Here is a 25184-nt window from a genome sequence, read left to right as displayed (position 1 = left end):
GGGCCGGGAAGCACACCTGAATGAATACCCCTAGGGGGTATCAGATACGCTGGTTCCATGGCTACCACCACTGTCACAGTCACCGGAATGACCTGCCAACACTGCGCCGCATCGGTGCGCGAGGAACTGGGGGAGATCCCGGGCGTCAAGGCGGTCGACGTGGATGTCACCAGCGGAGCGGTGACCATCGACAGCGACGCACCCGTCGAGGCCGACGCCATCAAGGCCGCCGTGGAAGAGGCCGGCTACCAGTTGGCGAGCTGATGAAGACCACCCCTCGGATCGCCGCGTTCATCGCCGCGCTCGCGGTGGTGTTCGCAGCCTCGGTGTGGGTCGGCCGTTCGTTCGGCCCCGAGGGTGATGCCGCTACCGCGCAGCACTCCACCGCACACGCAGATGCACAGCCCGCCGAGGCTCCCGGCGGCTTACAGATGACCGAGAGCGGCTACACGCTGGACGTGCCTCGACCGCTCCCGCCGGCGAGCCGAGACTCTCGTCTGGAGTTCAGGATCCTCGACCAGCAGGGTGCTCCCGTGACGCAGTTCGACGAATCACACGAGAAGCTGTTGCACCTGATCGTGGTCCGTAACGACCTGTCCGCTTTCCAGCACCTTCACCCTGTGCTCGACGACCGCGGCACGTGGCGGACTCCCGTGGATTTCAGCCGCGCGGGCGACTACCGCGTCTTCGCCGACTTCGTGCCTACTGGCGGTCCCGCGCTCACCCTCGGCGCCAACGTGCATGTCGCAGGCCCATACTCCCCCGTTCCACTGCCCGCGGCCGACACGTCAGCGACCGTCGACGACTACACCGTCACGCTCAGCGGAACCCCGAAAGCCGTTAAGGCATCGACTCTTACGCTGACGGTCCACCGCCACGGGATTCCGGTCGACAACCTGCAGCCGTACTTAGGGGCCTACGGCCACCTCGTCGCCCTGCGGGCCGCCGACCTCGCATACCTGCACGTGCATCCGATGGGCGGACCCGGCGACGCGGGTACACGCCCGGGACCGGCCATCGAGTTCCACACCACGTTCCCCAGCGCCGGGCAGTACCGCCTTTTCCTCGACTTCCAACACCGCGACGTCGTGCGCACAGCCGAATTCACCGTGTCGGTCGATACCTCCTCCGCGCAGCACGACGTCCCCACCCACGACCACGGCGAGGCCGGCCATGGCCACTGACACGATCGAACTGTCCATCGACGGTATGACCTGTGCGTCATGCGCGAACCGAATCGAGCGCAAGCTCAACAAGATCGACGGCGTGACGGCCACCGTCAACTTCGCCACCGAGAAGGCGCGTGTCCAGTACAGCGCAGACGTGACCCCGGAGGCGTTGGTGGCCACCGTCGAAGACGCCGGGTATCAAGCGCATCTGCCCACCGAACAGGCGACCGTCGTCGAAGAGGATCCGACCGCCATCCTGCGGCACCGGCTGCTGGTGTCACTCGCCTTGACGGTTCCGGTGATCGCGATGGCGATGATCCCCACTCTGCAGTTCACGAATTGGCAGTGGCTCTCGCTGACGCTGACAGCCCCGGTGGTGGTGTGGGGCGCATGGCCGTTCCACCGTGCGGCATGGGCGAACCTGCGCCACGGCAGCGCCACCATGGACACGCTGATCTCGATGGGCACGCTCGCCGCGCTGGGATGGTCGGTCTATGCGTTGTTCTGGGGCACCGCAGGCACCCCGGGAATGACGCATGGCTTCGAGCTGACGCTGTCACGCACCGACGGTTTGGGCAGCGTGTACTTCGAGGTCGCCGCCGGCGTCACCACGTTCATTCTGGCCGGGCGATATTTCGAAGCGCGTTCCAAGCGGAGCGCGGGCGCGGCGCTGCGTGCATTGCTGGAGCTGGGCGCCAAGGACGTCGTGATCCGCAGAGATGGCCGCGAACAACGCATTCCGATCGACCAGCTCGGTGTCGGTGACGAATTCGTGGTGCGGCCCGGTGAGAAGATCGCCGCTGATGGCATCGTGGTCGAGGGCGCCTCGGCGGTGGACGCGTCGATGCTGACCGGCGAAGCCGTTCCGGTGGACGTCGGACCCGGTGACGAGGTCGTGGGTGCGACGGTCAACGTCGATGGCCGACTCGTGGTGCGGGCCAGGCGGATCGGCGCCGACACCCAGCTTGCCCAGATGGCGCGGCTGGTCGAGGACGCCCAGAGCGGGAAGGCCGACGCACAGCGCCTGGCCGACCGGATCTCGGGCGTGTTCGTGCCGATCGTGATCGCGTTATCGGTTGCGACTCTGGGCTTCTGGTTAGGTACCGGGGCGTCGGCCGCGATGGCCTTCACCGCAGCGGTGGCAGTGCTGATCATCGCGTGCCCGTGCGCGCTGGGGTTGGCCACACCGACCGCGCTCATGGTCGGTACGGGTCGCGGCGCGCAGCTGGGCATCTTGATCAAGGGGCCCGAGGTTCTGGAGTCGACCAGGCGGATCGACACCATCGTGTTGGACAAGACGGGGACCATCACCACCGGCAGGATGACGTTGATCGATGTCGTCGCCGCCGATGCCGAACGGCCCGACGACGTGTTGCGGATGGCCGGTGCGGTCGAGGACGGTTCCGAGCATCCGATCGCCAGGGCCATCGTGACAGGCGCGCGGGAGAAGCTGGGTGAGCTGCCGACGGTCGAAGATTTCACCAACCTGCGCGGACTCGGGGTGCGCGGACGTATCGACGGGCGCGATGTGACGGTCGGACGGCAACGGCTGCTGTCGCACGAGCTTCCCGCGTCGTTGGAAGCCACGGTGCGACAGGAGGAGTCACAGGGTCGCACCGCCGTCGTCGTCGGATGGGACGGTGAGGCCCGGGGGGTGTTGGTGGTCGCGGATGCGATCAAACCGACCTCACCCGAAGCGATCTCGCGGCTTCGTGCGCTGGGGCTGAAGCCGATCATGGTGACCGGCGACAACGAGGCCGCGGCCCGCACGATCGCCGCGGAAGTAGACATCGAGGATGTCGTCGCCGAAGTCCTGCCGCAAGACAAGGTGGATGCCGTCCAGCGCCTGCAGGCCGACGGCAAGGTGGTCGCAATGGTCGGCGATGGCGTCAACGACGCGGCGGCCCTCGCCCAGGCTGATCTCGGACTCGCGATGGGAAGCGGCACCGACGTCGCGATCGAGGCGAGCGATCTGACCTTGGTGCGCGACGACCTGAACGCGGTACCCGACGCGATCCGCCTGTCTCGTCGGACGCTCGCGACGATCAAGGGAAACCTGTTCTGGGCGTTCGCTTATAACGTCGCGGCGTTGCCGTTGGCGGCGGCCGGGTTGCTGAACCCGATGATCGCCGGTGCAGCGATGGCATTCAGCTCGGTGTTCGTCGTGAGCAACAGTCTTCGGCTGCGCCGGTTCAACGCGACACCGTCACGTCGAGCTACACCGCCACGTTGAGCTACAGCGTCACGTTGATCGGGCCGAGCATGTCGCAGTTCGGCTCGAGCGCGTCCTGAAAGACCTTGCCGCAGCCGCGCCCGCTCGCGATGTAGCTCCCGCCCGGCTGATACGGCTCGAAGAACACCTGCGCGGCGGCCGGCCCCCGCGCCTGCGTGCACTGCCCCTGAGAGTCATGGCCGGCCTGGTGGACGCACGCGACGCTGTACGCCGGCTGGAACGGCGCACCACAAGCGAAAAACGAGACCGTCGCCGTCACCTTGCTCACGCCGCCGGTGTTCACAACCTGCGGCGGCGACAGCGTGTAGCCGCACGCCGGCTGCGGCGGTTGCGCGTTCGCCGCACCCACACCCAGCAGACCGGATGATGCGACGAACAGCGTGACCAGCACGGCTTTTGCGACGCGGCTCATGCCTGAATCGTAGATCACCTACGCCAGCAGCCGTTTCGAAATGCGAGCGGTCGTCTCACGGCCATTCGCTGCCTCGAACAATGGTTCGAACCGCGGCCAAGTTCAGTCGCCTGCGCGCCGCACGCGGAACAGCTTCACATCCGACTTGATGCCCTTGAGATGTCGCGCCCCCGCGAACGAGAACGAGAACCCCTCATCGTCACCGACGGCGTCGCGCGTCGACTCCGAGACCAGAACGGTGCCGGGCCGCGCGGCGCTGGTGATGCGGCTCGCGAGGTTCACCGCCCCACCGAACCAGTCACCGGTGCGGCTCACGGCCATCCCCGTCGCCAGGCCGACGCGCAGCCGCGGGAAGTCCTCGTCGTCGTTGGTCTGCTCGACGAGCGTCAACGCCGCGTCGAGCAGGGGTACGGGTTCCTGGCTCACGAGCATCACCTCGTCGCCGATCGTCTTGACGAACCGCACGGGCGGGACGGACGCCTCATGCGCGAGGTCGAACAGCCGGTGGGCGAGCTGTTCCAGATCTTCTGGAGGCACCGCCTCGCCGAGTCTGGTGAAACCGACGAGATCGGCGAACGCGATCGTCACCAGCCGTGCGCCCGGCAGCCGTTGACCCTTCGCGCGCTCTGATGCGGTGATCGCCTCGGTTTCCATCAGGTGGCGCAGCTGCAACCGCAACATGTCCTGGATCATCGGACCGAGCAGCGGATCGGCCGTACGCACCAGGGCCTCGGCGTTCTTGGCGATGACGACTTCGGATGCGCCAGGGTCGAGCACCGAAGCCAGCCCGGCGTACCGCATCACCTCCGCGGCCTTCGACAGACCCTCTGCGAGCACGCGCGTGATCTGGATGATCTGGTCGGGCAGGATTCCGATCTCGATGAAACGTTGACCGTACGCCGCGGCTTCGGCATCGGCACGCAGATGGACCTTGGCGTCGGGGTCATCGACGGTGGGCAGACCCATCGCGCGTTGAATACGCTGCAGCAGCCCGAGATCGATGCCGGTCTTATCGCTGGTTTCGCGCGCGGAGACGTAAACTCCGTCGTCGCCGAGCGCCTGACGCGCGCCGAGCAGCATCGGCAGGAACGCCTCTCGGATCACCTCGACGGCGATGCCTTTGCTCACCAACCACTCGACCAGCTCGGCGCGCTCGGCGCGCTCGTCACCTTCGAGCCCGTCGAGCAGACCGGACCCTTCGACGTCGAAGTCCTCGGCCACCGGCCCAACGTATACCGCATGCGATAGTCGAAGAATGGGTTCAGCGGTGCTGTACGGCCTGCCGCCGATTGTCGGCGATGATGCACACACCTTGATCCTGGGCAATATGCCCAGCGTCATCTCGCTCGCCGCCCAGCGGTATTACGACAACCCACGCAATGCCTTCTGGCGCATCATGGGCAACGTCTTCGGGTTCGCCCCCGACGCTCCGTACGAGCAGCGTTGCGCCGCCCTGACGGCTCACGGGATCGCCGCTTGGGACGTCTTGCGCTCCTGTCAGCGCGAGGGCAGCCTCGACTCCGCGGTGAGGCCGGAAAGCATGATCCCGAACGATATTCAGCGGTTCTTCGATGAACACCGCGGCATCGAAGCGGTGCTGTTCAACGGTGCGGCGGCCGAGAAGAACTTCACGCGACTCGTCCGCGTCGCAAACGATCTGCGGTACCGCCGACTGCCCTCGACAAGCCCAGCGCAGACCATGCCGTTCGCCGACAAGCTCACGATCTGGCGCCAAGCCCTTTCCGAGGCGGCGACTTAGGACACGGGCGGACGCCGGTGCGCCCACGGGCGTACGCGCTCGATCTGCCCGGCGAGCGACAGCAGCGTCGCCTCATCGAAAGGCCTTCCCACCAACTGCACGGACGTCGGTACGCCGGCTCCGTCGAAACCCCACGGCACCACTACCGCCGGCTGACCCGTCACGTTGAACAATGCCTGGAACGGCACTCGCGAGGCCACCGACAACAGCGTCGACAGCATCCCCCGGCGCTGATACACCCCGATGCGCGAGGGTCCCCTGGCCGTCCCCGGGGTGACCACTACGTCCACGTCGTCGAAAATGGACTGAATCCGGTCGGCGGTCCGGGCTTCCGCATCGCGGATGGCCGCCATCCGCCGATCGGAGATCATTCCGCCGACCCGCGCGAAGCTGCGTGTCCTGGCGTCCAGCCGCTCCGGATGGGGCAGCGTCTGGACGTCGTCGTAGCAGCCCCTGAAATACCGCGGCAGTGCCTGGTCGAACATCACCGATGTCGGGTAATCCGGGTCGCGCTCGACCACCTCGTGACCGACTTGCCGCAGCAGCTCACCCGACTCCTTCAGCGCCGCGCGCTGCGCACGTCCCACCCGGCTCATCAGCAGCGGAGGAGGCCTGTCGCTCAACGCAATTCGGAGGCGTCGCGGTTCCGCGGACGCGGCCGCGACGAATCCGGGCTCCCCCGTCGTCGCCTCTAAGAACAGCGCCGCGTCCTCTACCGTTCTGGTGATCGGACCGTTGACGCTGAGGCCGTTCCACGCGTCGTCGTGCGGCGCGATCGGCACCCGGTCTCGTTGCGGTTTGAGGCCGAACAGTCCGCACCATGTCGCCGGAATGCGGATGGAACCCATTCCGTCGGAACCGAGCGCGATCGGCGCCAGACCCGCGGCGACCGCCGCGCCACTTCCGCCGCTGCTTCCGCCGGGCGCGAAGTCGACATTCCACGGGTTGCGGGTCGCGCCGAACGTCACCGTCTCGGTGAACGGCCACAGCATCATCTCCGGCACCGTCGTCTTGCCGATGATCACCGCGCCCGCGTCGGTAGCCGCTGCACCACGTCCGCGTCGCGGGTCCTGGCGGGCCCGTGTGCGGCGCTGCCGTACGTCGTCGTCTCACCCTCGATGTCGACGTCGTCCTTGATCGCTATCGGCACGCCCAACAGCGGTGCCCGCTCCCCCGCGTCAAGCCGCCGTTGCGCAGCTTGGGCTTCGCGTCGTGCGCCGGCTTCGAGTACCACGCGGTACGAGCGAAGCGTGGTGTCGAGTCGAGCGATCCGATCGAGATAGTGGCCGAGCAATTCCGGAGCGGTGATGACCCCGGACACGAGCAACCGCGCCTGCTCAGCGGCGCCTGCGAAGACAAGCTCGCTGGTGTCCACGGCCGCAGCGTAGCCGCGAGGCGCGCGATCAGATCGACGAACAGCGGGATCCGGGCGGGCGACGAGAACCGCTACCGTGGCGAATATGTCTTGTGTGTTCTGCGCCATCGTCGCCGGCGAGGCCCCGGCCATCCGCGTCTACGAAGACGACGACGTCCTCGCCATCCTCGACATCCGCCCGTTCAGCCGCGGCCACACGCTGGTGATCCCGAAGCGGCACACGGTGGACCTGACCGACACACCGCCGGAGACGGTCGCCACCTTGGCGCGGGTGGGTCAACGGGTCGCGCGTGCCGCACGCCGGTCCGGACTTCACGCCGACGGCAACAATGTGGTGATCAACGACGGCAAGGCCGCGTTTCAGACGGTGTTCCACATCCACCTGCACGTGCTGCCGCGGCAGCGGGGCGACAAGCTCTCGTTCGCCAAGAACATGCTCCTTCGCCGCGACCCGGACCGGGAGGAATCGGGACGGCTGTTGCGCGAGGCGCTGGCGGAACTCGACTCGGCTGCGCAAGACTGAGCCCATGAGCATGCCCTGGTACGAGAAGTACATCGGTTACCCGATGCTGTTGCTGCACGACAAGATCTACAAGGGCACCAACGGCCGCATCGGCCACACCATCCCGGGCGCACCGTCGATGCTGATCCTGCACACGGTCGGCGCGAAAACCGGTTTGCAGCGGTCCAATTCGCTCTCCTACGCGCGCGACGGAGACGACTATCTGGTGGTCGCGTCCAAGGGAGGCGAGCCGAAAGCGCCCGGTTGGTATCACAACCTCAAGGCCGATCCAAACGTCGAGATCAACGTCGGGCCAAAGCGGATCAAGGTCACCGCGACCCCCGTCACTCACGATGATCCTGACTTCCCGCGACTGTGGAAGATCGTCAACAACATGCGCGGCAACAAGGACCGCTACATCGGCTATCAGAAGCGGACGTCACGTCCGATCCCGGTGGTCAGGCTGAAGCCTTAACCGGCCCGCCGGTTGATGCCTGATAACCGGCCCGCCGGTTGACGCCGGCCTAGAACAACTCTTTGGCCAGCAGTTCCAGCGTCGTGTCGCGGGCCGGCGCGGTCGCCGGGTCGGCGCCGCGGCGGGCCGAAGCCACCGGGTTGACCATGACCTCGTCGACACCGAACCGGTCGGCCAGCGCACGCACCTGCTCGGCCGCCTCGGTCGGATCCCCGACGACAGCGCGCCCGAAGGAGGCTTCGGCGATGCGCTGCGCCTGCGGTGCGAGCTCCTGCTGTTGGGCGTCCTCGACGAGATCCAACGGACCCAACGGTTGACCGGTGCGCAGCCGCGCCATCATCTGAAGGTTGGGCAGCGCCAAAGCCTCTGCCTCCTCACGTGTTTCGGCGACGACCGCGTTGACCGTGAGGAAGGTGACGGGTTCGGGCGCCAGCTCACTGGGCCGGAACTCCGAGCGGTACACCTCCAGCGCCTCCGCGGTGCCCTGGCCCGAGAAGTGGTGGGCGAACACGTACGGCAGTCCCTTTGCGGCGGCCAGGTGCGCCGAGTACATCGACGACCCCAGAAGCCACAGCTTCGGTTCGCTCACCGCAGCGGGCGTGGCCTTGAGGACGTAACGCTGATTCGGAATCGGCACGCGTACGCCGCGCGCGCTCATCAAAGCGACCACGTCGTCGAGATAGTCGGGGAAGGCCTCGATGTCACGATCGTCGCGACCGGCGGCACCGCGCAGCGCCATCGACGTCACCGGGTCCGAGCCCGGCGCGCGGCCGATGCCGAGGTCGATGCGTCCCGGGTGGGCCGCCTCCAGCAGTGCGAACTGCTCGGCAACGGCCAGCGGCGCGTGGTTCGGCAGCATCACGCCGCCGGATCCGACCCGGATGTGTTCGGTGTGCGCAGCGAGGTGCGCAATGAGCACCGGCGGGCTGGTGGCCGCCACCGAGGGCATGTTGTGGTGCTCGGCGACCCACAAGCGGGTGTAGCCGAGGCGGTCGGCGGTCTGTGCGAGCCGCGTCGACGCTGCCAGTGCATCGGAGGTCGACTGGTCGGTACGCACCGGTACGAGATCAAGGACTGAGAGACGCATAGCAATCACAACGCATTTGAGCGCAGGGACGTTCCCCGTACCGCGTCTACCAGCGCTTCCGGGTCGGGCTGGTGTTGCAGGAGGCGCTGGATCGGCCGCAGTGCGCGTTCGACGCTCATCACGCGCATTGCGAGCTCACGGGCGACGGCGAGCGTCCGGCTGCGACGGAACATCACCTTGGCGAGTTGGCGCGAGTTGTCCTGGGCCGCCTCGACGCGGGGACGTTGTCCGCGTTCGTAGGCGCGCAGCAGCTCACCGAGTGCGATGCGGGGCGCATGCCGCAGCACGCGGCTGAGCACCCACGCTGACTCCATCGCCATGCCCGCACCCACGCCGGCGGTCGGCAGGAACCCGGCCGCCGCGTCACCGAGCAGGACGGTGTGCCCAGTGGTCCAGCGCGGGGCTCGGCAGTCGGTCAACGACCAGTAGTAGGGATCGGGGTCGGTGGCGACGGCGGCCATCGCGCGGTTGAGTCTGGGGTTGACGGTCTTGAGGCCACGGCGCATCGACGTGACGAAGGGCGCGGGACCTGCCGCGGTGTCCTCGCGCGGCCCGCCGAGGAACACCCCGAGCGCATCGGCCACCGGATACATCGCGACCATGCCGCCTGCTCCCCACAACTCCTCACCGAGATCGGAGTCGCCTTCGTCGGGCGCCCACACCACCCAGCCGCCCCAGCCGGTGTCCACCCACTGCACCCATTGCCCGTCGAGCACGAAATCGCGTGACTTCGAGTGCATTCCGTCGGCGATCACGACGAGGTCGAAATGCATGCGGTTTTCGGCGCCTTGGCTCTTCACGCGAACGTCGACACCTGACGACGTCTCCGCCACGTCGGTGACCACCGAGTCGTATGTCACCGGGCAGCCCGCACCGGCGAGCACGTCGATCAGCCGGCCGCGGGCAATGCCGCGGTAGTCGCCGTAGCGCGACATCAGGTCGACGGTCGAGTCCGTCCGCAACATGCGCCCGGTGTGGCCGTGCACGGCGTACCGCTTCAGCGGCACGCTCGCTGCGCGGTACGCGTCGCGCACGGCGAGGTCGTCGAGTGCGGCGTCGACCATCGGCATCAACGCGAGCATGTAGCCCTGCGCGGGCGCGCTTTCGGCGCGCTCGATCAGGACCGGGTGCCTGCCGTCCCCGCGGAGCAGTTGCGCAGCGGTCACACCGGCGATCCCGGCGCCGACAACCAAAACTCGCAATTCGTCCGCGGTCGCCTGCTGGTATTGCTCTTCTAGGCTCATCGGACTCAACATGCTTTCCAGGTTATCATTCAGTGGACCGGGTGGTCCACACCTGCTAACCTGAATCGTGACCTCGGCACGAATCGCCCGCATGCCCGCAGAGAAGCGGCGACGTCTGGTGGAGACAGCGGCGCTCGAATTCGGTTCCGCGGGTTATGAACACGCATCGCTTAACCGGATCATCGAGAAGTGCGCGATGAGCAAGAGTTCGTTCTACTACATCTTGTCTTCGAAGGCCGAACTCTACGAATTCGTCGTGGGGGAATTGATCGCTGATGTGGCGGCCGAAATCGACGTCATCGGACCCGAACAATTCGAAGGAACGGAATTCTGGCCGAAAATCGAACGATACTTCACGAAGCTCGTCCGGGTCTCGCAGCACGAGCCAACGTTCCTGCTGCTGGGACGGATGTTCTACCTGCAGGCCCCTGACCCCGCGAAAACCGCCGTCGGCGGAGCGCTCGGAGCAGTCCGGGAGTGGGTGCGCCAGGTGCTGCACGTCGGTCGTCGATCCGGTGCCGTCCGCACCGACCTGCCCGAGCCGTTGCAGGCGGAGCTCGTGTTCCGAATTCTGCAGGTCTTCGACGAATGGACGATCGCGCACTACGACGACTTCGCGGATTCGGCCCTGCAGGAGTTGGCCGTCGCCCAGTTCGCGACTATCCGTCGGACGCTAGCGCCTTAGCCGTGCGGAACACATCGTCGAACATCTGCGGGGTCAGCTTGCCGGTGAATGTGTTCTGCTGACTGGGGTGGTAGCAGCCCACCAACGTGACGCCGCCCATCTCGGCGGTGGCGGCGTGGCCGAACTTCGGCGCGGGCACCGGCACCGGCACACCGCCCGTGCGCAGCATCTGCAGCGCCGCCCGCCATGCGAACCCGCCGAGCGCGACGACCACGCGCACGTGCGCAGCCGTCAGCCGCCATTCGGCGTCCAGCCACGGAGCGCAGGTCGCGCGTTCGGCGGGTGTCGGCGCATTGGCCGGCGGTGCGCAGCGCACGGCGGCGGCCACGCGGGTCTCGTTGAGCGCCAAACCATCTGCCGCGTCGACACACAGCGCCTGGTTCGCCAGGCCCACCCGATGTAGCGCCGCGAACAGAAAATCGCCCGACCGGTCGCCGGTGAAGATCCGGCCGGTGCGGTTGGCCCCGTGGGCCGCGGGCGCGAGACCGACGACGAACACCCGGGGCCGCGACGACCCCCAGCCCGGAGCCGGGCGGCCCCAGTACGGCTCGTCGGCGTAGGACCTGCGCTTGACGACGGCGGCCTCCTCCCGCCACTCGACCAGACGGGGACAGGCGCGGCACACCGATACCTCGGCGTCGAGCTCCTCGAGCGACTGCGTCGCCGCCGCCATCGACACGACGTGCGCGGCGGTCTGGGCGACGGCGGTCCGAGGCGTGGCGGGGTCACCCGGCCAGCCCGAGCCTGGAGGAACCGGCGACGTGAACCGCCCGCCGGTCCGCGGGTGAGGCAAGCGCTGCACAGCACCACTGTGCCTGGTCAGGAAATCTGATGCCGCACGGGCCGGTGCGCTGTTAGATTCTGCCGCGATAACTCATGACGGATAGTCGGCGCGGTCCCCTGATACTGATTTTCTTCGCCGCGCTCACGGCCGGTGCCGGCAACGGTATCTCGCTCGTCGCGTTCCCATGGCTGGTGTTGCAACGCAACGGCTCTGCCCTCGACGCCTCGATCGTGGCGATGGCGGGCTCGCTGCCGTTGCTCGTCGCGACGCTGATCGCGGGGGCCGCCGTCGACTATCTGGGCCGGCGGCTGGTCTCGATTATCTCCGACGCCCTTTCCGCGCTCTCGGTGGCCGCCGTGCCCGTGCTGGCGCTGGCGTTCGGCGTCGAGGCCGTCAACGTCGCGGTGCTCGCCACGTTGGCCGCGCTGGGCGCCTTCTTCGACCCGGCGGGGATGACCGCTCGCGAGACGATGCTGCCCGAAGCGGCGATTCGCGCCGGGTGGACGCTGGACCGCGCCAACAGCGTCTATGAAGCGGTGTTCAACCTCGCCTATATCGTCGGACCGGGCATCGGCGGCTTGCTGATCGCCACACTCGGCGGCATCAACACGATGTGGGTCACCGCGTCGGCGTTCGTCCTCTCGATCGCCGCGATCGCCGTCCTGCGGTTGGAGGGAGCCGGTACGCCCGACCGCACGTCGTTGCCCGAGGGGGTGTGGGCGGGCGTCGTGGAGGGACTGAGGTTCGTCTGGCACAACAGGGTCCTTCGCACGCTGGCGATCGTCGACCTGGTGGTGACCGGGCTCTACATGCCGATGGAGTCGGTCCTGTTCCCCAAGTACTTCACCGACCGCGACGAACCCGTGCAACTCGGTTGGGTGTTGATGGCGTTGAGCATCGGCGGCCTGGTGGGCGCGCTCGGCTATGCGGTGTCGTCGAAGTACATCAGCCGCCGGGTGACGATGTTGACCGCGGTGTTGACGCTGGGAGTCGCGATGACGGTCATCGCGTTCCTGCCGCCGCTACCGCTGATCCTGGTGCTCTCGGCGATCGTCGGGCTGGTCTACGGGCCGATCCAACCGATCTACAACTACGTCATGCAGACGCGGGCACCGCAGCATCTGCGCGGCCGGGTGGTCGGCGTGATGGGATCGCTGGCGTACGCGGCGGGTCCGCTGGGACTGATCATCGCCGGGCCGCTTGCCGACTCGGCGGGCTTGCACACGACGTTCCTCGCACTGGCGCTGCCGATGCTGCTGCTGGGCATCATCGCCGTGTTCCTGCCCGCACTGCGCGAACTCGACTACCCGCCAACGGTTTAGCGAGATGACGGTCGGCCGCCGAATTCGTCGCGCAGGGTGTGCACGCTGAGCCCACCGATGTGAAACAACGGCGCCGCCGTGACGGTCCGGCCCCCTTCGCGTAGCCCTCTCCCGGCGCAAACTCCGTTGATCGTGTTCCAGAACAGGTTGTCGTGGGTGAGCACCGCTCCCTTGGTCCGGCCCGCCGTACCCGAAGTGTATGGCAGGCAACACAAGTCGCTATCAGCGATGTCGACGTCCGCAGGGCGGTCCTCACCGCTGGCAAGGAGTTCTCGGAGTCCGTCTCCCCATCCTCGACTTCACCGCCGACCACCACCCGCGTCCGCACTCGAACGGCCTTGTTGGCGCACGCCGCCCGTGCGACCGCCGATAGCCCGTTTGACCACACGAAGTCGACCGCACCGGAATCACATAGCAGGCAGGCGACTTCGGGTGCGGCAAGCCGGAAATTGATGGGCACGGACACCGCGCCGAGCTTGCCGGTGGCGAACAGCGTCTCGAGAAAGGCGGAGCAGTTGGTCGATCAGGGCGACCCGGTCACCGCAGAGGAAGGCACGGTGGGTCGCCCAGTCGCCGAATCCGGCATTGCGGTAGTGGATCTCGTCCATGGAGCGACCTTTCCCGAAGAGCCTCCGTTAGCGGGCAGGGCCCTGCCTGGCGATCGCGGCGAGTTGCTCACGAGAACTCGCCCCCACCCGTTGGCATGCGCGATAGATGTGGCCCTCGACGCTGCGCACCGACATCACCAGCCGCTCGGCGATTTCACGGTTCGACAAACCGGCCACCACGAACTCGACGATCTCGCGCTGACGGCCGGTCAGCGGCTGACTGGCCGGAACCCTCAGGGCCGGCGTGCACAGTCCCCCGCATGCGTCGCTGAGTTCTTTGGCCACGGCAGCGGCATACAGGCCGCGCTTGCGGTGTTGGCCGCGGGTGAACGCGACCGCCGCCTGCGCGGCGACGTCGGCCGCGGCCGCCCGGTCACCGATGGTGCGATAGGCCTCGGCGGCCGCGAGCAATCCTTCGCCGTCGTCGGCGGCCAGCGCTTCTGTATGGCGCGCAACGGCATCGGCCAACGGCAACCCGAGTTCGTCGGCGAGTTCACGTGCCGGTGTGGCGCGCGATGTGTCACCCCACTGCGCCGCCGCCTGATGGCACGCCAGCTCGTGAGTGGGCTGGCGACGCGTGCGGGCTTGGGACGCCGCCGCTCGTACGGTGGCGATGGCGTCGGTGACGCATCCGTTGGCCACCAACGACCATCCGGTGGCGATGCTCAACGCCGTCTGCATGAACACGTAGTCGGGCGGCACGCTCTCACACGCCTCGGCGATTGCGTCCTCGGCCGCCTTCCCCTCACCGAGTTTCGCGTGCGCCTCGGCCAGGGCGAAACAGGTGGCCGGCCGCAAACCGCTTGTCACGCCGTACCTTTGCACACCGGCCAACGCCTCGTGCAACAGCGTCACCGCCGCGCGGACGTTGCCTCGCATGAGTTCGGCATTGCCCAGCAACGACGCCAAATTGGCATAGGCCAGGCTCGGCATCTCTTTGGCGGAGTCGGCCATTCGTCGCGCCATCGCGTCACATTCGTGGATATGTCCAGTCAACCGGCAGGCCCGGGCATACACGCTGGCGAACCAGAACCGCATGTGCGATGCCTGAAACGACGTCATCGCCCGCTCCAGCGCCGACTCCGCGATCGCCGTCAGTTCGTCGGCCCGGCCGAGCGCACCCAGCGCCATCGTCAGCGCCACCGCCGCCAACATCGCGTCGAAGTCGGTCAGCAGCCCCGACTCCAGGGCCGCCGTGGCCTTTTGGGCTGCGTCGTCACATCGCGCCGAAGCGGCGTCGACGCACGCTTCGGCGGCCTTGCGCGCGAACTGCTCGGCCGTCGACTCGTGTCCCGATGCCAGCCGGGTCAGCACCGCGCACGCGTCGTCGATGTGGCCGAGCATCCAGATCAGGTTGGCCGCCCTCACAATCGACCAGCGGTGTGCGCCTGTGGTGCCGTCGCCGACCATCCGGCTCAGCACCTGCTCGGCCTGCGCACCGCGGCCGAGCAGGAAGAGGTTCAACGCGCGCAGCCCCGGCGCCTCGGCGGCACCGGCGTCGGCCGCCGCGGTCGCGAACCGGTCGGCGAGTTCGAGGTCGAGCAGCGTCATCGCGCCCCGAGCCGCCGTCAGAAAGAGGTCGGGGTCCGGTGGCAGGTCCGATTCGAGCGCGAGCAGTGCCCGTCGCACCGTCGCCTGACCGTCGCACTCACCGTCGTGGGCGAGCCGGGTGGCCAACCTGCCGCGGATCCTCGACAGGTAGAGCTCGCCGGCGGTGGCCCGACGCAATTCGCCGAACAGCGGATGGGCCAGGCGCGCCGCCAAATTCGCCCCGCTTCGCTCGACGGTCACCAGCCGCATCCGCTCGGCAGTTTCCAGCGCGTCCCGGTCCACCACGTCGCACAGGGCGTCGACCGCCAGCGGTTCGCACTGCGACAGCGTGTCGACGACGAGGGCGACAGCCGGGGTCAGTTCACGCAGTTGGCGCCCGACCATGTCACTGATGCTCTGCGACACCGCCACGCCGCCGTCCCAGATCCATACCCCAGCCGTCTGCCGCAGCCGGCCTGCGTCGATCTGGTCCATGACCAACTGGCGCAGGAAGAGTGCGTTACCACCGGTCAGCTTCCAGAACCGGTGAGCACTACGGGCGTCCACCGCACCACCGAGGATCTGCTCGATCACGGCGCGCGCCGCGTCGACGGACAGCGGTTCGAGGTCGAGGCGGACGAGCAGTCCGTCCTTCCACAGCGCGGTGATCGCATCGGGTTCGTCGGCGCCCGCGCGAAGGGTGACGACAAGACGGGTCGCCCGCGTCTGCGCAAGCTGATGCACCAGGTGCGCGGATAGCCCGTCGAGCAGATGCGCGTCGTCGACCCCGACCAGGGTGCGGCCGTGACGATGCTGGCCAACAAGGGAATTGACCAGTCGGCGTACGTTGGGCACCGGCTCGGCGACGGCCTCGTCGATGACGGCGGTGAACGCGCCCAGCGGTAGCGCTTTTGCGGATTCGGTGCCGACGATCCAGTTCGTGCGGTCGCCCGCGCGGTCGGCGAGCCGAAGCACCTCACGTGCGAGTCGGGTCTTGCCCACCCCTGCGGCGCCGACGATCACGACGCCGGATGCATCGGTGCCCCCGCTGAGTGCGCGGCGAATGATTGCCAGTTCGCCGTCACGTCCCGCCAGCGGATCCCCGCTGATCACGGCGGAACTATATCCCGCAGTTCTCCTACCCGCGCGTGTTTTCGAGCCGCCGTCACGCGGCTCCGGACCAGTCGAACCCGCCGGCTCGTACCATGGCGCTGTGGAGTCACCCCTGGCCGATCTGGTCGACGCGCTGCCCGAGGGAGCCGTCGTCACCGATCCGGACATCCTGGGGTCATACCGGCAGGACCGGGCGTTCGACCCGAACGCGGGCACACCGCTGGCGGTAGTGCGGCCGCGCAGCACCGAAGAGGTACAAGCCGTGCTCCGCTGGGCGACCGCGAACAAAATCGCTGTGGTACCACGCGGTATGGGCACCGGCCTATCCGGCGGCGCATCGGCCCTCGACGGCGCCATCGTGCTGACGACCGAGAAGATGCGCGACATCGCCGTCGACCCGCTGACGCGCACCGCAGTCGTCCAACCCGGTCTGCTCAATGCGGAGGTCAAGAAGGCGGTCGCGGAGTTCGGGCTGTGGTACCCGCCGGACCCATCGTCGTTCGAAATCTGCAGCATCGGCGGCAACGTGGCCACCAATGCCGGTGGCCTGTGCTGCGTGAAGTACGGCGTCACAACGGATTACGTGCTCGGACTGCAGGTGGTGCTCGCCGACGGCACCGTGGTGCGGCTCGGCGGTCCGCGGCTCAAAGACGTCGCCGGGCTGCCGCTGACCAAGTTGTTCGTCGGCAGCGAGGGCACGCTCGGCGTGGTGACCGAGGTGACGCTGAAGCTGCTGCCCGCACAGTCGGCGGCGTGCACCGTGGTCGCAGCCTTCGGATCGGTGGAATCCGCGGCGGCGGCCGTCGTCGCGATCACGGCCAGGATCCGGCCCTCGATGCTGGAGTTCATGGACTCGGCGGCCATCAACGCCGTCGAGGACAAGCTGAAGATGGGCCTCGACCGCAGCGCTGCGGCGATGCTGGTGGCCGCCTCCGACGACCGTGGTCCGTCCGGCGCCGAAGACGCCCGGTTCATGGCCGACGTCTTCACCGAACACGGCGCCAAGGAAGTGTTCTCGACATCGGACCCCGAGGAGGGCGAGGCCTTCGTCGCCGCGCGGCGGTTCTGCATTCCGGCCGTGGAGTTGAAGGGCTCGCTGCTGCTCGAGGACGTCGGAGTTCCGTTGCCCGCGTTGGCCGATCTGGTCGGCGGCGTGGCCAAAATCGCGGCCAACCACGAATTGCTGATCTCGGTGATCGCGCATGCCGGCGACGGCAACACGCATCCGCTGATCGTCTACGACCCCGCCGATCCCGCGATGACCGAAAGCGCCCACCAGGCGTTCGGCGAGATCATGGATCTGGCCGTGAGCCTGGGCGGCACGATCACCGGCGAACACGGGGTCGGCAGGCTGAAGCGGCCGTGGCTGGCCGGTCAGATCGGCCCGGAGGCGATGGAGCTCAACCGGCGGATAAAGGCCGCGCTCGATCCGGACAACATCCTCAACCCGGGTGCCGCGATTTGATTTGCGCCGAGGCCGACGTACTGGTTGAAATCACCCGCCGGATTCGACCAATTCGTCGGTTTCGAGGTCGAGAGTATTGACATGGCCCCCGGTTCTGTCGTACCAATGAGACATGACGGCTACTCTGTCTCATGACACGCCGGTTCGATTCCAGCTCGCCAACGCCGACACGTGGGCCGATCCGTGGCCGATGTATCAGGCGCTGCGCGACCATGATCCCGTACACCACGTCGTACCGAGCGACCGGCCCGATCACGACTACTACGTCATGTCGCGCCATGCCGACATCTGGGCCGGCGCGCGTGATCACGAGACGTTCTCCTCGGCGCAGGGGCTCACGGTCAACTACGGGGAGCTCGAACTGATCGGCTTGGCCGACAACCCGCCGATGGTCATGCAGGACCCGCCCGTGCACACCGAGTTCCGCAAGCTGGTGTCGCGGGGATTCACGCCTCGGCAGGTCGAGGCGGTCGAGCCGAAGGTCCGCGATTACGTCGTCGAGCGCATCGAGCGCATCCGGAGCAACGGCGGCGGCGACATCGTCGCCGAACTGTTCAAGCCGCTGCCGTCCATGGTGGTCGCCCACTACCTCGGGGTACCGGAGGCCGATCGCGACAAGTTCGACGGCTGGACCGAGGCGATCGTCGCCGCCAACACCGCCGACGGCGGAATCGGCGGTGCGCTCGAGACGCTCGGCGACAAGCTGGGCGAGATGATGGCCTACTTCACCGATCTCATCGAGCGGCGACGGGTCCAGCCGGAGGACGACACCGTGTCGCATCTGGTGGCCGCAGGTGTGGGCGCCGACGGCGACATCGCCGGTGTGCTGTCGATCCTCGCGTTCACCTTCACCATGGTCACGGGCGGGAACGACACCACCACCGGCATGCTCGGCGGCTCGGTCCAGTTGCTCCATCAGCGACCCGAACAGCGTCGCCTTCTCGTCGAAAACCCGGACCTGATACCGGATTCGGTCGACGAGTTCCTGCGCATGACCTCGCCGGTGCAGGGGCTGGCCCGCACCGTCACCCGCGATGTGACGGTGGCCGACACCACCATCCCGGAGGGCAGACGGGTGCTGTTCCTCTACGCATCGGCCAACCGCGACGAACGCCAATTCGGCGATGACGCATCCGAACTCGACGTGACGCGCAGACCCCGCAACATCTTGACCTTCAGCCACGGCGCGCACCACTGCCTCGGCGCGGCGGCCGCGCGCATGCAGTCGCGCGTCGCTCTGAGCGAACTGTTGACGCGCATCCCCGACTTCGAGGTCGACGAGAGCGGAATCGTCTGGGCCGGTGGCAGTTATGTGCGACGACCACTGTCCGTTCCGTTCGAGGTGGTCGCCTGATGGCCGGTGACTGGTTGGCCGCGCGGCGGACCGAGGTGGCCGCGGACCGCATTCTCGACGCGGCAGGCGAGCTGTTCACCCAGAAAGAGGCCGCAACCGTCGGCATGAACGAGATCGCATCGGCCGCAGGATGTTCTCGCGCCACGCTGTACCGCTACTTCGAGAACCGCGAAGCGCTCTACACCGCCTACGTGCACCGCGAGAGCTACCGGCTGTACCGCGAGATGACCGAACAGATCAACGCGCTGACCGATCCGCGTGAGCGGTTGATCGAAGGGATGCTGGCCTCGCTGCGCAACGTGCGCGAAAGCCCAGCCCTGGCCTCGTGGTTCGCCACGACCCAGCGACCGATCGGTGCGGAGATGGCCGAGGAGTCCGAGGTGATCAAGGCGCTGACCGAGGCGTTCGTCATCTCGCTCGGTCCCGACGCGCCGGAGTTGGTCGCACACCGCGCGCGGTGGCTGGTGCGGGTGATGACTTCGCTGATGCTGTTCCCCGGCCACGACGAGGACGACGAGCGTTCGATGCTCGAGGAGTTCGTCGTTCCGATCGTGCTGCCCAGCCAACGAGAGCCGACGCTCTAGCGCGGGATTCGTCAGGCCACCCAGTAAGCCTGAGCCTTGATCGCCTTCTTCGAGATCTTGTACTGCTCGCGAAAGACCTTGGCCACGGCGCGGGTGGTGCGGTTGTCGCATGCGACCCATCCGAAGTGGTCGGGGGCGTCGAACGCGGCTGCGGACACCGCTTCCACCAGCGCTTCGCCGGCGTTCTTGCGGTCCACCCACATCACGTCGGTGGTGCGGGCGACCGGTAGCTGCCGGTCGTCGTCGTGTGCCGCCTCCAGGAACACCCGCGCCGGGGTATCGCCGATGGCGGTCAGCAGCGAGTTGATGGCGGGCAGCGACGCGGTGTCGCCGACGATCACGTAACCGGCGGGCGGCGGTTCGGGCAGCGTGAAATTGCTGCCGAGCACCGTGACCTCGATCGTGTCGCCGGGTTGCGCGTTTTCCGCCCAGTGCGAGGCGACGCCGTCATGCAGCGCGAACTCGATGTCGACGGTGTCGGCTGCTGGGTTCGGGTCGACCAGCGTGTAGCCGCGCTGGTGCAGTTTCTCGCCGTCGGCGAACCACATGCGGATCCACATCGTCGGGTGCAGCGGCGAGCCTTCGAGCATGCCGCCTGCGTCGAAGCTCAGCCGCAGGTAGTGCGGGCTGATCTCCCGCTTATCGGTCACGGTCAGCCGATAGTCGCCCGCGCGCAGCAGCTTGAGCACCGCGCCCTGGAAACCTCGCGTTGGCTTCTTGTCCGACATCACTAGCCTTCCGTGTCGCTGTCCCGGTTAGGCTACCCTAATCTCCGTTGTGCGGAAGCGGCAGATAGCCCGCTTGGGGGCCTTAGCGGGCCGTCAGGACCGCACGCGGGTGAACCGGTGCAGGAGCCACGCCAGCGGGACTGTCATCACGAAGGTGACGAGGAACAGCATGACGATCGAACCGGTGTAGATCGGATAGTGCAGCACCTCCACCATCGCCAGCTCCATCAAGATCAGGTGGATCAGGAAGATCTCGTAGGAGATCTCCCCGAGGAACACCATGGGCCGACTGGACAGCAGCCGGGCGTAGACGCCGCGATCACCGAGCGCCAGCGGCGCCACCGCCAGCGTGGCGATCACCGTGTAGAAGAACACCTTCACCAAGGCCTCGCGCAGCTCGGTGGGCGACGTGGTCGGCTCCCCGGCGATGGGCGTGGACGCAATGAAATAACACGCCACCGCCAGCGGTATGCACGCCAGGCCGTAGGCCCGCACCCCCAGCGGTTGCAACGCCGAAAGCAACATCCCGCCGATGAACCAGACGAGGTACGACGGCAGCCACAGCCGTGCGCCGTCGGGCAGAAAGTCGGTGGTGTGCACCAGGATCAGCCATGCCGGCGTGATCAGTGCCAGGGCGGCCAGTCCGCCGATCAGCACGCCCGGACGCCACCGTCGTCGGCACAGCACCACCAGCAACAACCACGCCAGCAGCGGCAGCACTGCATAGAATGCAACCTCCACCGCCAGGCTCCACATCTGCGTAAGCCCTTGATGCAGAAACGAATACAGGTAGTTATCGGTGTATATCTGGGTCAGCGTGAGGTTGCGCAGCAACCCCTCCCATGTGTGTCCGGGGTTCGGGCCCGCCGTGCGGAAGTGGTAGACGAGGTATGCCGCAAGGACCGTGACGACGTACGCGGGCATGATGCGAAGCACCCGGCGCCAGGCGTAGCGGCGCACCGAAGGTCCGGGCCTACCCTCCGCGGAAGCCTTCACCCATGGTGAGAACAACAGAAACCCGCTGAGCACGAAGAAGATAGGCACCCCGATCTCGGCGCGCGAGTACACCAAACCGACATAGCCCTGCGGGTACTTGCCGGTCGTATACGCGGCGTGGGTGAGCATCACCAACAACGCGGCGACGGCGCGGATACCGGTGAGCGAGGAGACACGTTCGATCCTGCTGACGGATTCGAGTCCGCCCTGCGCGTCCAAGCCGCGCGACAGCGTCATCTCTGCTTGTGCCGGCCCTTGTCCGGCCGTCGGTCGGGCTGCAGGTTGATCTTCACCCCCGAGATACGGGTGTTCTCAAGGGCTTTGAGAGTCTTCCTCGGCAGATCGGCGGGCAGCTCCACCAACGAGAAATCCGGGCGGATGGTGATGTGGCCGAAGTCGCTGCGGTGCAGACCGCCTTCGTTGGCGATGGCGCCGACGATGTGGCCGGGTCCGACCTTGTGCCGTTTGCCCACCGAGATGCGGTAGGTGGCCAGGCCTTCCCGCGGTTTGCGGTCGGGCTTGTCGCGGCGGGGACGCTCTTCGCGTTCGCGTCGTTTCTCCGGCGGCGGTTCGACCATGAAGAACTCGTCACCGCCGTGCGCCTGCGTGGCCAACGCCGCCGCGATGTCGGCGATCGGCACGTCGTGCTCGCGTTCGTAGTCCTCGATGATGCTGCGGAAGACGTCGACGCCCGGGGCGCTAAGCGCTTCGGTGATCGAGTCGCGGAACTTCGCCACCCGCTGGGCGTTGACGTCCTCGACCGTGGGCAGTTCCGCCTCGACCAGCTTGGACCGGGTGGCCTTCTCGATGGCCTTGAGCAGATGGCGCTCGCGCGGCGTGACGAACAGCAACGCCGACCCGGACCGGCCCGCCCGCCCCGTGCGACCGATGCGGTGCACATAGGACTCGGTGTCGTTGGGGATGTCGTAGTTCAACACGTGCGAGATGCGTTCGACGTCCAGTCCGCGTGCGGCGACATCCGTCGCGATCAGGATGTCGATCCGGCCGTCCTTCAATGCGGCGATGGTGCGCTCGCGCTGCGCCTGCGGGATGTCTCCGTTGATCGCCGCCGCGGCGAAGCCTCTGGCCTTGAGCCGTTCGGCGACCTCTTCGGTGGCTTGTTTGGTGCGGACGAACACGATCATCGCGTCGCCCTCCTCCACCTCGAGCACGCGCGTCAGCGCATCCATCTTGCGGTGGCCCGAGACCTGGATGTAGCGCTGCGAAATGTTCTCTGCGGTAGCGGTTTTCGCCTTGACCGTGACCTCGACCGGGTCGTGCAGGTACTTCTTGGTGATCTTGCGGATCGCCGGCGGCATGGTCGCCGAGAACAACGCGACCTGCTTGAACTCGGGGGTGTCGGACAGGATGCGCTCGACGTCCTCGGCGAAGCCCATCTGCAGCATCTCGTCGGCCTCGTCAAGCACGAGATAGTCGAGCCGCGACAGGTCCAGGCGGCCCTTCTCGAGGTGGTCGATCACCCGGCCCGGCGTGCCGACGACGACCTGCGCGCCGCGTTTGAGCCCCGCCAGCTGCGGACCGTACGACGACCCGCCGTAGATCGGCAGCACGTTGACCTCCGGCAGGTGCGCGCCGTAGCGGCCGAACGCCTCGGCCACCTGCAGCGCCAGCTCGCGCGTCGGCGCCAGGACCAGCGCCTGGGTCGCCCGGCTGTCGGTGTCGATCTTCGACAGGATCGGAATCGCGAACGCGGCGGTCTTGCCGGTGCCGGTCTGGGCCAGACCCACCACGTCGGAACCGGCCATCATGGCCGGAATGGTGGCCGCCTGGATCGCTGACGGCGTCTCGTAGCCGACGTCGACGACGGCCCGCAGCACCGAAGGGTGAATCTGCAGGTCGTCGAAGGTCAGGTCGCCGGTCGAGCCGTCGTGGCTCGCATCCGACTCGGCGGAGGTCATCGGCGTCGAGTCTAGTGCCCGCGAGCAGCCCGATTCGCCACGCGGTGTGTCGGCGCGACCTGGTCGACGCGATTTGCAAGGGTGGCTCAAGTGATGTGCACGGTTCGGCTCAACGGCCTCATGCGATCGGCGGCGGCGCTTGCGGCGGTGGTGGTGGTCGCCGTCGGCTGCGGAGCCAGCGACTCGACGGTCTCGAAGACGCCCGACGCGATGCCCCCCGCCGCACCTCCCCCGGCCGGGCCGCCGCCGTCGGGCCCGAACGCGGCGGCGCCCAGCGCACCCGCGGCGGCCGACCCGTGCGCGGTCAACCTCGCCGCGCCGGAGATCACCAGGGCGGTGGCCGAGTTGCCCCGCGATCCACGCAGCGACCAGGGCTGGAACCCGGAGCCGATCGCAGGTAACTACAACGAGTGCGCGCAGCTGTCGGTCGTCATCGTCAAGGCCAACACCAACACCACCAACCCGAACACTCGGGCGGTGATGTTCCACCTCGGCAAGTTCATCCCGAGCGGCGCGCCCGACACCTACGGGTTCAACGGCGTCGACACCTCGGAGAGCACCGGCGACACGGTCGCGCTGCGCTACTCCAACGGCGTCCCCGGCCTCGACAGCGTGGTCAGGTTCCGCTGGAACGGAAACGGCGTCGAGCTGATCGGGAACACCGGCGGCTGAGTGCCGCCCGCCGGCCGCCTCGGCCGCCTCCGCCGAACGTGGGTTACCCGCACACCTTTCGTGGCGAGGACGTGTGTCGATCCCACACTCAGCGAATTAGAGCCAAGCAATTCGCGCATCGAGTCGAACCTCATCCGAATGCGGCCAGCCCCTCGCCTGCATCGCGTCCCGTACGCGCGCGAGAAAGACATGGGGGCGAGTGCGCAAAATATCGCGACTCGCCCGGATGATCAGCCAGCGCTGGGCCCCCAGTTCCGCCAGCCGGTCGATGTCGCGCGCGTGCTGTGCGGGATCGTCCCAATGCTGCGGACCGTCATATTCGACGCCGACCTTGAGCTCCTCCCAGCCCATGTCGACGCGGCCGATGAAGCAGCCGTACTCGTCAGCGACGAGGATCTGCGTTTGCGGCCTCGGGAATCCGGCGGCGAGCATCAGCAGGCGTGTCCTGGTTTCCTGCGGCGACTCAGCGCCGCCGTCCATCAATTCGAGCACCCGTCGCAGCTGCACGATGCCGCGGGCGCCACGACGCGTTTCGGCGAGACGCCCGACGTCGACCGGCTTGAGACCGGTAGCGTTCGCCAGCGCATCGACCCTGATGATCGCCGTCTCGAGGCTGCCCCCGCGGCCGAGGTCGAATGCCGTTCGCACCGGCGTGGTCACCGGCATTCCATGGACCATGCCCATCTCCTCATCGCGCAGTTTCGCCCGATGGATGGTGATTCCGTCGACATCACAGGCTTCGCCACGGATCAATTCGGCGGGCAGGTTCTCGTCGATCCATCGGGATCCGTGCAACGCCGCGGCGGATATTCCGGCGATCGTGGCGTTTCGCCGGGACCACAGCCACGCCGCGACCGCCCGTCTCTCCGGCGTCAGCTTCACCCCTTTCGGCAGGTAGACATTGCGGTAGATCATGTTGTGACGGCTGACCAGTGTTCGCCTGGTCACCCCGCCTGCCGCCAACCCTTCGGTGCCGATGAACGGCGATGACTTCGTATCCATGCGGTCACGGTCAGTGCCGAGTCCCACAGAATCGGTCGGTGCGGACCACTGAACGCTCGGGCTGTGGATACGCGCGTCGTTGTGAATCGGCGAGTGTGGCCTCGTGTCACGCCCGAGCCGCAATAGGTGTGCGGGTAACCCACGTTCGCGGGGACCGAGGGAGCCG

Annotated in this window: 22 protein-coding genes and 2 pseudogenes; 12 read left to right on the top strand and 12 right to left on the bottom strand. The window is 67.4% G+C overall.

What is annotated here, in order from left to right; genetic code table 11:
• Positions 1-57: 57 nt before the first annotated feature.
• The 3 genes from AU192_RS11885 to AU192_RS11875 are packed head-to-tail and all read left to right on the top strand — an operon-like array spanning position 58 to position 3402.
• The gene (locus AU192_RS11885) at positions 58-264 is read left to right on the top strand and encodes a heavy-metal-associated domain-containing protein (protein ID WP_064396311.1); all 207 of its coding nucleotides are present in this window, start codon (positions 58-60) and stop codon (positions 262-264) included.
• The gene (locus AU192_RS11880; RefSeq protein ID WP_064396309.1) at positions 264-1184 is read left to right on the top strand and encodes a hypothetical protein; all 921 of its coding nucleotides are present in this window, start codon (positions 264-266) and stop codon (positions 1182-1184) included. Before AU192_RS11885 ends, AU192_RS11880 begins: the two co-directional genes overlap by 1 nt.
• Positions 1174-3402 carry a heavy metal translocating P-type ATPase gene (locus AU192_RS11875; RefSeq protein WP_064396306.1) on the top strand — a complete coding sequence of 743 codons (2229 nt, stop codon included), beginning with the start codon at positions 1174-1176 and terminating at the stop codon, positions 3400-3402. Before AU192_RS11880 ends, AU192_RS11875 begins: the two co-directional genes overlap by 11 nt.
• 1 nt (position 3403) lies before the next feature.
• Here the strand turns inward: AU192_RS11875 and AU192_RS11870 are convergent, their stop codons facing one another.
• Entirely contained in the window at positions 3404-3814 is a 411-nt protein-coding gene (locus AU192_RS11870) for a hypothetical protein (RefSeq protein WP_064396346.1), read from the bottom strand.
• A gap of 102 nt (positions 3815-3916) precedes the next feature.
• Positions 3917-5035, bottom strand: a complete 1119-nt coding sequence (locus AU192_RS11865) for an adenylate/guanylate cyclase domain-containing protein (protein ID WP_064396304.1) — start codon at positions 5033-5035, stop codon at positions 3917-3919.
• A gap of 34 nt (positions 5036-5069) precedes the next feature.
• Between AU192_RS11865 and AU192_RS11860 the strand changes: the two genes are divergently transcribed.
• A complete protein-coding gene (locus tag AU192_RS11860; protein WP_064396303.1) occupies positions 5070-5573 on the top strand; it encodes a DNA-deoxyinosine glycosylase in 504 nt (167 codons plus the stop codon).
• Here AU192_RS11860 and AU192_RS11855 read toward each other — a convergent pair.
• Positions 5570-6948: pseudogene (locus AU192_RS11855) on the bottom strand (amidase). The gene AU192_RS11860 and the pseudogene AU192_RS11855 overlap by 4 nt on opposite strands.
• An 85-nt stretch (positions 6949-7033) precedes the next feature.
• On the opposite strand from AU192_RS11855, the gene AU192_RS11850 reads away from it, so the two are divergent.
• Positions 7034-7471 (top strand): HIT family protein, encoded by a 438-nt coding sequence (locus tag AU192_RS11850; protein ID WP_064396300.1) that lies wholly within the window; start codon positions 7034-7036, stop codon positions 7469-7471.
• A gap of 10 nt (positions 7472-7481) precedes the next feature.
• Positions 7482-7925 (top strand): nitroreductase family deazaflavin-dependent oxidoreductase, encoded by a 444-nt coding sequence (locus AU192_RS11845; RefSeq protein WP_082694992.1) that lies wholly within the window; start codon positions 7482-7484, stop codon positions 7923-7925.
• Positions 7926-7974: 49 nt separating this feature from the next.
• Here the strand turns inward: AU192_RS11845 and AU192_RS11840 are convergent, their stop codons facing one another.
• Together AU192_RS11840 and AU192_RS11835 are read right to left on the bottom strand one after the other, a co-directional pair.
• On the bottom strand, positions 7975-9012 hold the full coding sequence (locus tag AU192_RS11840; RefSeq protein WP_064396295.1) for an LLM class flavin-dependent oxidoreductase: 1038 nt from the start codon (positions 9010-9012) through the stop codon (positions 7975-7977).
• A 5-nt stretch (positions 9013-9017) separates the two neighbouring features.
• Entirely contained in the window at positions 9018-10256 is a 1239-nt protein-coding gene (locus AU192_RS11835) for an FAD-dependent oxidoreductase (protein ID WP_207544934.1), read from the bottom strand.
• A gap of 67 nt (positions 10257-10323) precedes the next feature.
• On the opposite strand from AU192_RS11835, the gene AU192_RS11830 reads away from it, so the two are divergent.
• The gene (locus AU192_RS11830) at positions 10324-10941 is read left to right on the top strand and encodes a TetR/AcrR family transcriptional regulator (protein WP_133148026.1); all 618 of its coding nucleotides are present in this window, start codon (positions 10324-10326) and stop codon (positions 10939-10941) included.
• Here AU192_RS11830 and AU192_RS11825 read toward each other — a convergent pair.
• Entirely contained in the window at positions 10916-11743 is an 828-nt protein-coding gene (locus tag AU192_RS11825; RefSeq protein WP_120275604.1) for a uracil-DNA glycosylase, read from the bottom strand. The genes AU192_RS11830 and AU192_RS11825 overlap by 26 nt on opposite strands.
• 74 nt (positions 11744-11817) lie before the next feature.
• On the opposite strand from AU192_RS11825, the gene tap reads away from it, so the two are divergent.
• Positions 11818-13047 (top strand): multidrug efflux MFS transporter Tap, encoded by a 1230-nt coding sequence (tap, locus tag AU192_RS11820; protein ID WP_064396289.1) that lies wholly within the window; start codon positions 11818-11820, stop codon positions 13045-13047.
• Here the strand turns inward: tap and AU192_RS26275 are convergent.
• Together AU192_RS26275 and AU192_RS11815 are read right to left on the bottom strand one after the other, a co-directional pair.
• Positions 13044-13280 (bottom strand): annotated as a pseudogene (locus tag AU192_RS26275) (AMP-binding protein); the annotation flags it as partial. The gene tap and the pseudogene AU192_RS26275 overlap by 4 nt on opposite strands.
• 402 nt (positions 13281-13682) lie before the next feature.
• Positions 13683-16298, bottom strand: coding sequence for a LuxR family transcriptional regulator (locus AU192_RS11815; RefSeq protein WP_064396288.1), 2616 nt, complete (start codon positions 16296-16298; stop codon positions 13683-13685).
• 100 nt (positions 16299-16398) lie between these two features.
• Between AU192_RS11815 and AU192_RS11810 the strand changes: the two genes are divergently transcribed.
• The 3 genes from AU192_RS11810 to AU192_RS11800 all read left to right on the top strand — a co-directional run bounded on the left by AU192_RS11810 (position 16399) and on the right by AU192_RS11800 (position 19701).
• Positions 16399-17763, top strand: coding sequence for an FAD-binding oxidoreductase (locus AU192_RS11810; protein ID WP_064396287.1), 1365 nt, complete (start codon positions 16399-16401; stop codon positions 17761-17763).
• Between the two features lie 112 nt (positions 17764-17875).
• Positions 17876-19117 carry a cytochrome P450 gene (locus AU192_RS11805; RefSeq protein ID WP_064396285.1) on the top strand — a complete coding sequence of 414 codons (1242 nt, stop codon included), beginning with the start codon at positions 17876-17878 and terminating at the stop codon, positions 19115-19117.
• Positions 19117-19701, top strand: a complete 585-nt coding sequence (locus AU192_RS11800; RefSeq protein WP_064396283.1) for a TetR/AcrR family transcriptional regulator — start codon at positions 19117-19119, stop codon at positions 19699-19701. Before AU192_RS11805 ends, AU192_RS11800 begins: the two co-directional genes overlap by 1 nt.
• Before the next feature lie 11 nt (positions 19702-19712).
• Here AU192_RS11800 and AU192_RS11795 read toward each other — a convergent pair whose 3' ends face one another.
• From AU192_RS11795 to AU192_RS11785, 3 genes are all read right to left on the bottom strand, one after another.
• Positions 19713-20429 (bottom strand): siderophore-interacting protein, encoded by a 717-nt coding sequence (locus AU192_RS11795; RefSeq protein ID WP_064396281.1) that lies wholly within the window; start codon positions 20427-20429, stop codon positions 19713-19715.
• Positions 20430-20522: 93 nt separating this feature from the next.
• Positions 20523-21662, bottom strand: a complete 1140-nt coding sequence (locus tag AU192_RS11790; protein WP_064396279.1) for an acyltransferase family protein — start codon at positions 21660-21662, stop codon at positions 20523-20525.
• Positions 21659-23344 carry a DEAD/DEAH box helicase gene (locus AU192_RS11785; protein WP_064396277.1) on the bottom strand — a complete coding sequence of 562 codons (1686 nt, stop codon included), beginning with the start codon at positions 23342-23344 and terminating at the stop codon, positions 21659-21661. The genes AU192_RS11790 and AU192_RS11785 overlap by 4 nt, the downstream gene beginning before the upstream one ends.
• A gap of 93 nt (positions 23345-23437) precedes the next feature.
• Here AU192_RS11785 and AU192_RS11780 point away from each other — a divergent pair, with 93 nt between their 5' ends.
• The gene (locus AU192_RS11780; protein WP_082694987.1) at positions 23438-24016 is read left to right on the top strand and encodes an LppP/LprE family lipoprotein; all 579 of its coding nucleotides are present in this window, start codon (positions 23438-23440) and stop codon (positions 24014-24016) included.
• A 96-nt stretch (positions 24017-24112) separates the two neighbouring features.
• Here the strand turns inward: AU192_RS11780 and AU192_RS11775 are convergent, their stop codons facing one another.
• A complete protein-coding gene (locus AU192_RS11775; RefSeq protein WP_064396275.1) occupies positions 24113-25018 on the bottom strand; it encodes a hypothetical protein in 906 nt (301 codons plus the stop codon).
• Between the last annotated feature and the right edge of the window lie 166 nt (positions 25019-25184).

The sequence above is a fragment of the Mycobacterium lehmannii genome, assembly GCF_001499925.1.
Classification (GTDB): domain Bacteria; phylum Actinomycetota; class Actinomycetes; order Mycobacteriales; family Mycobacteriaceae; genus Mycobacterium; species Mycobacterium lehmannii.
The sequence above is the reverse complement of the archived record's forward strand: the minus strand, read 5'-3'. Positions and strand labels throughout refer to the sequence as shown.

Excerpts from the sequence above, each read along its gene's own strand:
- AU192_RS11885 (WP_064396311.1), top strand. The coding sequence starts at position 58 with ATGGCTACCACCACTGTCACAGTCACCGGAATGACCTGCCAACACTGC.
- AU192_RS11880 (WP_064396309.1), top strand. The coding sequence starts at position 264 with ATGAAGACCACCCCTCGGATCGCCGCGTTCATCGCCGCGCTCGCGGTG.
- AU192_RS11875 (WP_064396306.1), top strand. The coding sequence starts at position 1,174 with ATGGCCACTGACACGATCGAACTGTCCATCGACGGTATGACCTGTGCG.
- AU192_RS11870 (WP_064396346.1), bottom strand. The coding sequence starts at position 3,814 with ATGAGCCGCGTCGCAAAAGCCGTGCTGGTCACGCTGTTCGTCGCATCA.
- AU192_RS11860 (WP_064396303.1), top strand. The coding sequence starts at position 5,070 with ATGGGTTCAGCGGTGCTGTACGGCCTGCCGCCGATTGTCGGCGATGAT.
- AU192_RS11850 (WP_064396300.1), top strand. The coding sequence starts at position 7,034 with ATGTCTTGTGTGTTCTGCGCCATCGTCGCCGGCGAGGCCCCGGCCATC.
- AU192_RS11845 (WP_082694992.1), top strand. The coding sequence starts at position 7,482 with ATGCCCTGGTACGAGAAGTACATCGGTTACCCGATGCTGTTGCTGCAC.
- AU192_RS11840 (WP_064396295.1), bottom strand. The coding sequence starts at position 9,012 with ATGCGTCTCTCAGTCCTTGATCTCGTACCGGTGCGTACCGACCAGTCG.
- AU192_RS11835 (WP_207544934.1), bottom strand. The coding sequence starts at position 10,256 with ATGAGCCTAGAAGAGCAATACCAGCAGGCGACCGCGGACGAATTGCGA.
- tap (WP_064396289.1), top strand. The coding sequence starts at position 11,818 with ATGACGGATAGTCGGCGCGGTCCCCTGATACTGATTTTCTTCGCCGCG.
- AU192_RS11805 (WP_064396285.1), top strand. The coding sequence starts at position 17,876 with ATGACGGCTACTCTGTCTCATGACACGCCGGTTCGATTCCAGCTCGCC.
- AU192_RS11800 (WP_064396283.1), top strand. The coding sequence starts at position 19,117 with ATGGCCGGTGACTGGTTGGCCGCGCGGCGGACCGAGGTGGCCGCGGAC.
- AU192_RS11795 (WP_064396281.1), bottom strand. The coding sequence starts at position 20,429 with ATGTCGGACAAGAAGCCAACGCGAGGTTTCCAGGGCGCGGTGCTCAAG.
- AU192_RS11790 (WP_064396279.1), bottom strand. The coding sequence starts at position 21,662 with ATGACGCTGTCGCGCGGCTTGGACGCGCAGGGCGGACTCGAATCCGTC.
- AU192_RS11785 (WP_064396277.1), bottom strand. The coding sequence starts at position 23,344 with ATGACCTCCGCCGAGTCGGATGCGAGCCACGACGGCTCGACCGGCGAC.
- AU192_RS11780 (WP_082694987.1), top strand. The coding sequence starts at position 23,438 with ATGTGCACGGTTCGGCTCAACGGCCTCATGCGATCGGCGGCGGCGCTT.
- AU192_RS11775 (WP_064396275.1), bottom strand. The coding sequence starts at position 25,018 with ATGGATACGAAGTCATCGCCGTTCATCGGCACCGAAGGGTTGGCGGCA.